General features: G+C 62.4%; 10 protein-coding genes. 4 read left to right on the forward strand and 6 right to left on the reverse strand.

Annotated elements, in window-relative coordinates; genetic code table 11:
* The coding region (locus Y707_RS0115890) for an ABC transporter substrate-binding protein (protein ID WP_026535816.1) at positions 1–759 on the reverse strand (759 nt) is incomplete at its 3' end.
* A gap of 96 nt (positions 760–855) precedes the next feature.
* On the opposite strand from Y707_RS0115890, the gene Y707_RS0115895 reads away from it, so the two are divergent.
* Positions 856–1,536, forward strand: a complete 681-nt coding sequence (locus Y707_RS0115895; RefSeq protein WP_035782045.1) for a TVP38/TMEM64 family protein — start codon at positions 856–858, stop codon at positions 1,534–1,536.
* On the forward strand, positions 1,529–2,167 hold the full coding sequence (locus Y707_RS0115900; protein WP_026535818.1) for a CDP-alcohol phosphatidyltransferase family protein: 639 nt from the start codon (positions 1,529–1,531) through the stop codon (positions 2,165–2,167). The genes Y707_RS0115895 and Y707_RS0115900 overlap by 8 nt, the downstream gene beginning before the upstream one ends.
* Here Y707_RS0115900 and Y707_RS0115905 read toward each other — a convergent pair.
* Entirely contained in the window at positions 2,149–3,582 is a 1,434-nt protein-coding gene (locus Y707_RS0115905) for a dihydrolipoyl dehydrogenase family protein (protein WP_026535819.1), read from the reverse strand. The genes Y707_RS0115900 and Y707_RS0115905 overlap by 19 nt on opposite strands.
* 177 nt (positions 3,583–3,759) lie before the next feature.
* Here Y707_RS0115905 and Y707_RS0115910 point away from each other — a divergent pair, with 177 nt between their 5' ends.
* Positions 3,760–5,163: a hypothetical protein gene (locus Y707_RS0115910; RefSeq protein ID WP_026535820.1), complete on the forward strand. Its 1,404-nt coding sequence runs from the start codon at positions 3,760–3,762 to the stop codon at positions 5,161–5,163.
* Positions 5,164–5,231: 68 nt separating this feature from the next.
* On the opposite strand, the gene Y707_RS26685 is transcribed toward Y707_RS0115910, so the two are convergent.
* The 4 genes from Y707_RS26685 to Y707_RS26695 all read right to left on the reverse strand — a co-directional run bounded on the left by Y707_RS26685 (position 5,232) and on the right by Y707_RS26695 (position 8,187).
* The gene (locus Y707_RS26685) at positions 5,232–6,287 is read right to left on the reverse strand and encodes an alpha/beta fold hydrolase (protein WP_051442099.1); all 1,056 of its coding nucleotides are present in this window, start codon (positions 6,285–6,287) and stop codon (positions 5,232–5,234) included.
* A gap of 29 nt (positions 6,288–6,316) precedes the next feature.
* On the reverse strand, positions 6,317–6,862 hold the full coding sequence (locus Y707_RS0115920) for a carboxymuconolactone decarboxylase family protein (protein ID WP_026535822.1): 546 nt from the start codon (positions 6,860–6,862) through the stop codon (positions 6,317–6,319).
* 84 nt (positions 6,863–6,946) lie between these two features.
* Complete coding sequence (locus Y707_RS26690; RefSeq protein ID WP_035782048.1) at positions 6,947–7,738, reverse strand: Crp/Fnr family transcriptional regulator; 792 nt, start codon at positions 7,736–7,738, stop codon at positions 6,947–6,949.
* A complete protein-coding gene (locus Y707_RS26695) occupies positions 7,735–8,187 on the reverse strand; it encodes a hypothetical protein (protein ID WP_051442101.1) in 453 nt (150 codons plus the stop codon). Before Y707_RS26695 ends, Y707_RS26690 begins: the two co-directional genes overlap by 4 nt.
* Positions 8,188–8,352: 165 nt before the next feature.
* Here Y707_RS26695 and Y707_RS31595 point away from each other — a divergent pair.
* Positions 8,353–9,403, forward strand: a 1,051-nt coding sequence (locus Y707_RS31595) for a glutamate-cysteine ligase family protein (RefSeq protein WP_051442102.1), incomplete at its 3' end; no start/stop codon positions are given.

A 9,403-nucleotide genomic window follows, 5' to 3' on the forward strand; every position in this document is an offset into this window, starting at 1 on the left:
GAGCCTGTCCAGTCTCTGGATTGCCTCCGGTGCGAAGCGTTCGAAGGCTTCCTCTGAGAATTCCTGTGGAACTTTTTCGGCCCCGCCGGCGGTACTGAGCAGAACTTCACGCAGGAACACGCTGCCGGTGAAGTCCGGCGGTGCCGGATATGTGAAGCGGCCCGGATTCTCTTCGGCCCACTCAAGAATCCCTTCCAGGCTGGTGGGTGGATCGGTGATGGCCTCCGAGTTATACACATAGGTGAACTGTGCCTTATGCCAGGGTGCTTCGCAGCCGTCCACGGGGATGCCGAAATCATGGGTGATCAGCGGATCGTCAGGGTCGGTGTATTCCATATTGGGCAGCAGATTTGTCCAGCCGCACCGCCAGGCGCCAGCCTGTTTACCGGTGCCGAAGTTGGCCCCGTTGACCCATACCAGGTCCACAGAGCCATCATCACGGCCGGCCTGAAGTTCGGTCAGGACGCGGTTGACGGCGTCGGCTGTGTCGGCCACGGGTACCCGGCGAAGTTCCACACCCTGCTGCGCTGCGGCGGGGGCCAGAACATCGTCAACGTATTTGTTGCCCTGTTGGTCTCCGCCATACATCCAGAGGTCCACTGTTTGGCCGTCGGCTTCAGCCAGAACGTCCGCGTAGTCGCTGAATTCCTCAGTGGTTCCCGCTGTCGGGGCGGCGCAGGATGTCAGCAGCAGCATAACGGCGCCGGTGGCACCGGCGAGGGCCGGGCGGTGGCCACGCCGGAATGAGGAAAGCAGCATTGGAATCCTTTGTACGGTTTGATCTGCGGATTCCAGTATCGTCGATACTGGAATGGCTCCCCAACAGGAACCTGAATCGATCGACGGTGGGGAACTATGCAGGGAAAGCACATCAGTTCCCACATCATTGCCCTTACGCCGATACGGAAATTGCTGCTTCTGGTGGTATTCGTCGCCGGGCTCACGGTGGTTGTGTTGTTGGTGCCGCTTCCCGACGTCGAGGAGCTGCGCCGGATGACGGACCGTGCCGGCTGGTGGGCGCCAGTGGGTTTCATTATCGGGTATGCGGCATTGACATTGGCCCCGGTACCGAAGAATATTCTTTCCATCGCGGCCGGGGTTCTGTTCGGTTTCACCGGAGCCCTCGCCCTCGTCTACACCGGCGCCATGATCGGTGCGACGGCGGCTTTTTGGCTGGGACGCCTCCTTGGCAGGGAGGCGGTCGAGAAATTGACCGGAACGAGAGTGGAGAAGGTGGATCAGGTGCTCCGCAGGCGCGGTTTCGCCGCCGTCATCGGTGTCCGGCTGGTCCCGGTTCTGCCCTTCACCGCCATTAATTACTCCGCAGGCCTGACCTCCCTGGGATGGCGTGCGTACTTCCTGGGAACCGGTCTCGGCATACTGCCCGGGACCATCAGCTTTGTCGCACTTGGCGCTTACGGACTGGATTTTGGTTGGCAAACCAACGTGGCCGCCGGCGTGCTGGGAGTGCTCACCCTGGCCGGCGTCATTTTCGCTGTCCGGCGCCGGCGCGGGGAGAAGGCGGACGATGTTTGATGCACGACTCCGCCCGCTGCTCTCGCCCGTCCTGGACACTGTTGCCGGTTGGCTTGACCGCCCGTGGATTACCCCGGACCGGCTTACCGGGCTGAACCTGCTCCTTGGCTTAATCAGTGCCGTTCTTGCAGCCTCGCAACAATGGCTCCCGGCCCTGGTGGCATGGTTGCTGTGCCGGGCGGCCGACGGCGTCGATGGCCCCCTGGCACGCCGGCGGGTCCAACAGAACCCAGCGGAAGGACAAAACCCGGATTCAGGCCGGGGCGGATTCTGGGATATTTCAGCCGATTTCGTCGTCTATGGCGCCACCGTGGCCGGCGTAGCGATCGGAGCCGCCACTGCGTTCGGCGCCCCGTGGCTGCCGTTTTTGGCTGTGATGTTCGCCTATTACATCAATGGCAGTGTCTTTCTCGCGTTTTCCTCCATTGCCGAGAAAACGGGTCGGCAGAAGGACGACGGCCGCTCACTGTCTTTTCTTGGAGGACTCGCCGAAGGAGCCGAAACCGTCCTCGTGCACAGCCTTTGGCTGATCTTCCCCGCAGCTGCGTGGCAGATCGCAGCCGTCTGGGCATTTGTTGTCCTTGTCAGCGCAACCCAACGCATTATCTCCGGCTACCGGCTGTTGAACTGAGCATCCCGGCGGCGGTCATTGCGCCACCGGTTCAAGCGCAGAAGAACCCTTACGGCCGCCGTCGCCAGTGGTGAATCAAGCCCGGAGCGGGCGTGGGCTACGGCGGCGTTCCAGAGTGCGTCGTTGTAGGTGGGGTAGGGGTGGGTCACTCCCGCCAGGTCCCGGGTGCTGAGTCCTTGCTGAACGGCGAGTGTGAGCTCTGCAAGCGATTCACCGGCCCTGGGGCCCACGATCGTTCCGCCCATGATCCTGCCACGTTTATCGATTACGATCCGGGTCATTCCCGACGTCTGTTGCTCAGTGACGGCACGGTCAGTGTCACCATGGTGAACTGTTGATGTCTTGTGCCCAGGCGCGGTGGCGTCGGTGAGACCGACTGCGGCGACCTCCGGGGACGTGTATGTGACGCGCGGAATCGTCTTGTTGACCGTCCGTCGCAGGCCCAGCACGGCGTTGGACGCCGCGACGCTCGAATAAACTCCGGCGAGGTGAGTGAAATCCGGGTACGGGGTGACGTCCCCAGCGGCCCACACAGCAGGATTTGAGGTGCGCATACCTGCATCGACCAGGACGTGCCCGGATTTGTCGCACTCCACGTCAAGAGCGTCGAGCCCAAGACCCTCCGTCCTTGCCTTCCGGCCCGTGGCGGCGAGGATGACGTCCGCGTCGAAACTCTGCCCGTCGTCGGTATGGACGACGGCGGTCCCATCCTCTTTTGCGCTGACATGATCGACGGCGGCGTTCTCGATCACGTTCACACCGTCGGCTTTAAGACTGTCCCTGATCACGGAGGCTGCATCGCGGTCTTCCCGGGGCAGGATTTCGGATCTGGCCACGAGGACCACTGCGGATCCGAGACGGGCGAAGGCCTGCCCCAATTCGCAGCCGATGGGCCCACCGCCAATGATCACCAACCGGCCGGGCAGCTGCTCAAGGTCCCAAATGGTGTCGGACGTAACCACCCGCGCCGTTTCGAGTCCGGGCAGTGGAGGCACCGACGGCGCGCTGCCCGTCGCAATGAGCGCCTGGCGGAAGCGGACTCGCCGGCCGTCAATGTCCGCTTCGCCCGGTGCGGTGAAACGGGCAGTCCCGGAAATGACAGACGCGCCGGCCGCCTCCAGCGACTCCGGTGAATCATCCGGCTCAATAGCTGCGATGGCTTCCGCTATCCGGGCCCGGACATCGGAAAAAAGAGTCCCGCTGCCGCCCAGGGTCCGCTCCGTTGCCGACCGCGCTGCCGCCGAGAGGAGCGTTTTCGACGGCACGCAGCCGGTCCACAGGCAGTCGCCACCGGTCCTCGAGCGCTCCACCAAAACTGTCCGTGCACCCAGCCTGGCCGCGGTTTTCGCCCCGACAATGCCGCCGGTGCCACCACCAACTACAAGTAGGTCGATGACATCCTCGGTCCGTTCCATGGAATCTCCACATCCTCGTCGTACAGGGCTCTGCTCTCGCTCTACCCTATGTTGTGGATATTTGCCTGAGAACATTCAGCGGCACGGGGGGAGAGGCGGGAAATAGGGCCCAAAGTCAACATCCAAGGGTCTAGGCTTGCAGAGAAGCGCTAAAACTTAGCGTAAACAGGAGGGCCAGTGCCGATCTCCACCTGGATGAAGGGTCTCGAACTCGAGACCCGCCCCATCACGGCCGAAGTCCGCGCCGCCCTGGACCGGCGATGGGCGGAGTTGCCAGATCACGTAAAAACCGCGAATCAGCTTCTGGGTCGTTGCGCCGTCGGTTGTGAGGGCACCCATGGCGTATTTCCGAAGTGCAATCTGACCTGCGCACCGTGCTACCACGCGGCTGACGCCAACAAGGTGAGGATCGACGGCGCGCATACCGTCGAGCAGGTAACGCGTCAGATGGAATACTTGCGCAAGATGCGCGGGCCGCGGGCTCATGCCCAGTTGATCGGCGGCGAGGTCAGCCTGCTGGCGCCGGAGGACCATGCCGCGGCGTTGTTGGCCATGCGGGCCAACGGCAGGGAGCCGATGTCCATGACACATGGCGATTTCGACTACCAGTACCTCCTTGATGTGGTCCTCGACAAGGAGGGACGTCCACGGTTCCCGAGAGTTTCCTTCGCCGCGCACTTCGACTCACTGATGCGGGGCCGCCGCGGTGCCGTTAGGCCGCGCACAGAGACCGAGCTTAATCCGTTTCGCGAACAGTTTGCCCGGATGTTTATTGATTTGAAGCGGGAACACGGAGTCCGTTCCTACCTCGCCCACAATATGACGGTTACGCCCTCAAATGTGGGCCAGGTCGGGTCAGTGACACGGGATGTTCTGGAGATGCCCTTCGATATGCTCTCGTTTCAGCCAGCAGCCTTCCTGGGGGATGATCGGCGGTGGAAGGAGGACTTTCAGGAGGTCACCATCGATGCGGTCTGGAGCCGTATTGAGGAGGGTGCCGGGCAGCAGCTGCCTTGGCAGGCCACGCAGTTCGGTGATCCGAGGTGCAACCGGTCGACGGCGGGGCTCAGGGTGGACGGCAGGTTTGTCCCCTTACTGGATCCGGACGAACCTAAGGACCTCGGGGTCCGGGACCGGCTTCTGCACCATTTCAGCGGCATGGTTGTGGGTGGTGTTCCGGCACCCGTCCTGACTGTGAAGGTCCTGCGTGCGCTGCTACGGCACCCTGGGGATGTTCCGCCGATATTGGGACTGGCACAGCGGATCTCCCGGCGTGCGGGCGGACTGCGGGCGCTCATGGGTGCAGCCGCGCGTAGGAAGATCGGTTTCAAGACGTTTGTTGTCCATAGCTTTATGGATGCGGCCGAGGTCCAGCCTGCGTGGGACCTGATGCAGCAGGGGATCACCAGTGACGACCCGAAAATTGCGGAAACTCAGGAGCGGCTCGGAGCATGCATGTATACCATGAGTCATCCGGAGACGGGAAAGTTGATTCCCGCCTGCGTCCAGCACTCCGTGCTGGACCCTGGGGAGAACGCTGGACTGCGCAAGCTGCTTCCGCTGACCGTCAAGCATCCATAGCGATCGAGCGGGGGTGTCGGACGCTCATCCCGTACATACGCCCAGCCGGCCAAGGATGCGCTGCGGCGTTAGGATCCGGAAGCAACTGACGTATGCAGGTGTCCGAGAATGGCGTCGGTGACTTCTTCGGGCGAATCTTCTGTTGGGATGTGTTTGCCAGCCACTTCAACGAGGTCGCTGGCGGGGATTTCGTTGACGTAGCGCCGGGCGAATTCGATTTTCTGGAACTCGTCGTCGCGTCCCCACACCAGTCGCGTCGGCACGGCTGCTTCCCTAAGGGCCGGAACCAGGTTCAGTGTGTGCACATTGTCGGCTGCAGCCGCCATCGCCATCCAGGACCGCGAACGGGCCGGGCTCTTCCAGGGCGAGAGGTAATCGTCGAGTTCTTCGTCGGTCAGTTCCCGGGCGACGGCCTTCCGCGTGGCTTCTTTCTGGAACTCGTCGTCGCGTCCCCACACCAGTCGCGTCGGCACGGCTGCTTCCCTAAGGGCCGGAACCAGGTTCAGTGTGTGCACATTGTCGGCTGCAGCCGCCATCGCCATCCAGGACCGCGAACGGGCCGGGCTCTTCCAGGGCGAGAGGTAATCGTCGAGTTCTTCGTCGGTCAGTTCCCGGGCGACGGCCTTCCGCGTGGCTTCACGGCGTCCCTCCTGCAGCTGTTCGGCGGTGACCGCCTGGCGCACTGCGGGATCCCGGAACCGCTCGACCGCCGGAACAGGCCAGGAATCAAACATGACGGCGTTCATCAATACCATCCGGCTGACCCGGCCGCTGTTGGCCACAAGATGCTGCGCTATGCCACCACCAATGTCGTGGGCCGCTACTGAGAACTTGTCGAGCCCCAGGGCATCGGCGGCGTCGAGGACAGTCTGTGCGAGCGCCGGAACGCTGGCCTGATCGACGTCGAGCTCTCCTTCGCTCCGGCCGAAACCCGGGAAGTCCAAAGCGATGCAATGGAACTGTTCCCCCAGCGCGGGGAGGATGGGTTGCCAGACCCGGCTCCAGAAGGTGCCGTGCAGAAGCAACAGAGTATTGCCCTGGGGATCTCCGCTGGTGAGGTAGGAGAGGCTGGATCCATTGACCTCGACCTGCTCGCGGCGGACGGGATTATTGCCGACTGTCATTGGCGCTCCTATAGATAGTCCTTCGCGGGTTAGGAGAGTTCCGGTGCGGCCGGGACGTCGAGTTCGGTGCCGGCGTAGTGGTTGAAGTAGTTGGTGTAGAGGTTCACGGCGATGTGCGCGAAGGCTTCGGACCGTTCTTCCTCGCTCCATCCGTTATCGAGAACACTTTGCCAGGTTTGTTCGGAGACTGATCCGGTATTGGAGACCGCTTCGCGGGCCATGGCGGTGATTGCGGCGAGGCGGTCGTCGAAGTCGATGTCGCCGGCCCGGATGGCCTTGGTTTCCTCTTCGCTGAAGCCTGCCGCTTTACCGGACATGGTGTGGGCGGACTGGCAGTAGTCGCAGCCGTCCTCGTTGCCAACGGCAAGAGCGATGGCTTCCTGCGTACGCGCGTCGAAGGTGCCGTGCTTGGAGATGGCGCCGGCGATTCCGTCGTAGGCGGCGATTACCACGGGGGAGTGTGCCATTCCGGCGTGGATGTTCAGGAGCTTGCCAACCTTCTTTTCCATCTTCTTAGCCAGTTCGCGGGAATCCTGAGGGGCGTTGTCAATGGTCTGTGCGGGGATACGGGGCATAATTTTCTCCTTATTTTTTGAATCTGTCGTTCCGTCCGGTGTAAGTCCGCACGGGTCCTGATAATTCCTGCCGGTCATTCCCGGTCAGGAAGTTCTGCGTGCTGCCGCCTTGAGAGCGTTGGGCTCGAGGATGACGATGCGGCCGCGGGCCTGCCGGATGATGTCCTTTGCAGCCAGTTCGGACATGGCCTTGCTGGTCGCCTCGCGGGTGGCGCCCAGCAGGCCGGCGAGCTGGTTGTGTGTCAGCTTGATGACCGGTGCCCGGCTGAGACCGTGGTGTGCCGTTGTGTCGACCAGTTTGAGCAGCGTGCTGGCGGCCCGGGCTTCCAGAGGGCGGAGGGCCAGATCAGTGAGCCGCTCCTCCAGCAGGCTGACTTGTTCGCCCAGCAGCCGTGAGATCCGGATGGCGATTCTTGGATCGGAAAGCAGGAAGCGTTCAACGTCTCCGGCGCTCAACCGGCAGATTGTCGAATCCTCGATCGCTTCGGCGTAGTTGTCATACATCCGTTGGCCCACAAGCAGCATTTCACCGAAGACGGCACCTGGTTCAAGGATTGCCATCGTCAGGGCGCTGCCGTCTTCGGCCAACCGGAAGATGCGTATTCGACCGGTTTTAAGGATGAACAGGGCCGTGGCCGGGTCGCTCTGGCTGAAGACGAGTTCACCCCGACGATATTGCCGCGCGGGCACCATCATTTCCATGGCCTGGATTTCGTCCTGAGTCAGGTCGGCGAACAAGTCCACTTCGTTCAGGCAGCTGAACCGGTCCGGATGTTCGGACATTTGCGTTTCGGCCTCTCGTCTCTGCGGCGCCCAGGGACGCGCTACTGCGCCTCCCTGAATTATGGCGCCGCCGAGATCGCAAGCTTCACTCATGATTTGCTCTGGAACACGCGGACGGCCACCACCGCCAGAATAACGCCATAGATCAGATGTCCCATCAAAGACATCAGGGCCATTGCATTAATAGTGAACAGCGGCATACCCATCATCATCGGCATGATCAGCAGTGGGCCGAGTATCCACCAGACGAGGCCGTATCCCATTCCGACGAGTACGCCTTTCCCATAGCTGTTGAGCAAAGCGGCGAACGGAACGGTCAAACCGAGACCGATCAGGACGGAAATCATCAGGTGGACACCGAAGCCGACCCAGGGGGAGGAAGAGCCGACCATGGAAGCGATGGTCATAAGTATGCCCATCATTGCCATGAGTGCTCCGAAGACGAGACCACCGGCCAGGCCTCCGATCACTCCGGCGGAGATGCGCCGTCCAACGCCTGTGGAGACTGCTGCATGGTCTGCGTGAGCTGATGCTGTAGTCATGATGTACCAACCTTTCGTGGGGTGTCTGTTCCTTCACACTAGGACGGCGAAATTGCCCGTTCTGTGATCTGGAATACACAACGAACGATCTTTCAACCTCTAGTGTGGTGATGAGACTGCTAAGCACGCGGGTCGAAGTATCCATCGTCGAAGGGATCGCATGCCATGACATTTACACCTGAGCTGGAGCACGACCTGCGGCCTCTGTCGGAGTCTGAGGCGGAGGTCTATATTGCCTCGACTTGCTTCAAGACCGGCCCGCCCGGACCTGTCGGTGTGGAAATTGAACGAATCGTCCACGATGCATCCGATTCCAGCCGGGCGGTTCCGCTTGCGGAAGTCCGTGCGGCTGCGGCCCCCGCCGGTAAAGTACTCCCCCACGGTGCCGCGGTCACTTTCGAGCCCGGCGGCCAGCTGGAAGTCAGTTCAGCCTGTGGTCCCGACCTTCCGTCTCTGATTGAAGCCATGCGCGCCGATGTGAAAACTATCGACGGGCATTTCAACGCCGCGGGTCTGACCTTCAGCCCACTCGCTCTGGACGGGTTCCGCCCGTCGGTGCGGAGCTTATACGAGTCCCGGTACGCGGCCATGGAGCAGCATTTTGACCGGTCCGGTCCTGCCGGCCGGACCATGATGTGCTCAACAGCTTCACTGCAGGTCTGTCTTGACGCCGGCCTTGACGGCTCGGGACCGCAAAGCGCAGTGCAACGGTGGACGCGCTTCCACCTCCTCGCCCCGGTGCTGGTCGCCATGTTCGCGAATTCACCGTTCCGTCAGGGAAGTCCCAGCGGCTGGCGCAGTGCCAGACAGCAGGTCTGGCTCGCCACGGATCCATCCCGGACCGCCCCGGTTCCCGTTACTGAGGATCCGCCGGCGGCGTGGGCCCGTTACGCACTGGACGCCCTTGTGCTGTGCATCCCTTCACCGGATGGTTCCTGGAGTGCGCCGCACGGGCTGACCATGCGGGGATGGCTACGCGGGGAAGGGCCGCGGCCGGCGACGATGCGGGATGTCGAATACCATCTCACCACGCTCTTTCCCTTCGTCCGCCCCCGTGGTTTCCTCGAGCTCAGGGTGATCGACACCCAGGCAGGCGGCGACTGGGAAACTGCGGCTGCGGTTACGGCCGCACTCGTCGAGGATGAGAAGGCAGCCGATCTCGCCGCGGAGGCCTGCGCACCCATTGCGGCCCTGCTCCAGCCGATGGCGACGGCGG

This window comes from Arthrobacter sp. H14, assembly GCF_000520495.1.
Classification (GTDB): domain Bacteria; phylum Actinomycetota; class Actinomycetes; order Actinomycetales; family Micrococcaceae; genus Arthrobacter_C.

What these genes read in the sequence shown, in the direction of transcription:
- Y707_RS0115905 (WP_026535819.1), bottom strand. Translation starts at nt 3,582, where the DNA reads ATGGAACGGACCGAGGATGTCATCGACCTACTTGTAGTTGGTGGTGGC.
- Y707_RS0115895 (WP_035782045.1), top strand. Translation starts at nt 856, where the DNA reads ATGCAGGGAAAGCACATCAGTTCCCACATCATTGCCCTTACGCCGATA.
- Y707_RS0115900 (WP_026535818.1), top strand. Translation starts at nt 1,529, where the DNA reads ATGTTTGATGCACGACTCCGCCCGCTGCTCTCGCCCGTCCTGGACACT.
- Y707_RS26690 (WP_035782048.1), bottom strand. Translation starts at nt 7,738, where the DNA reads ATGAGTGAAGCTTGCGATCTCGGCGGCGCCATAATTCAGGGAGGCGCA.
- Y707_RS26695 (WP_051442101.1), bottom strand. Translation starts at nt 8,187, where the DNA reads ATGACTACAGCATCAGCTCACGCAGACCATGCAGCAGTCTCCACAGGC.
- Y707_RS26685 (WP_051442099.1), bottom strand. Translation starts at nt 6,287, where the DNA reads ATGACAGTCGGCAATAATCCCGTCCGCCGCGAGCAGGTCGAGGTCAAT.
- Y707_RS0115920 (WP_026535822.1), bottom strand. Translation starts at nt 6,862, where the DNA reads ATGCCCCGTATCCCCGCACAGACCATTGACAACGCCCCTCAGGATTCC.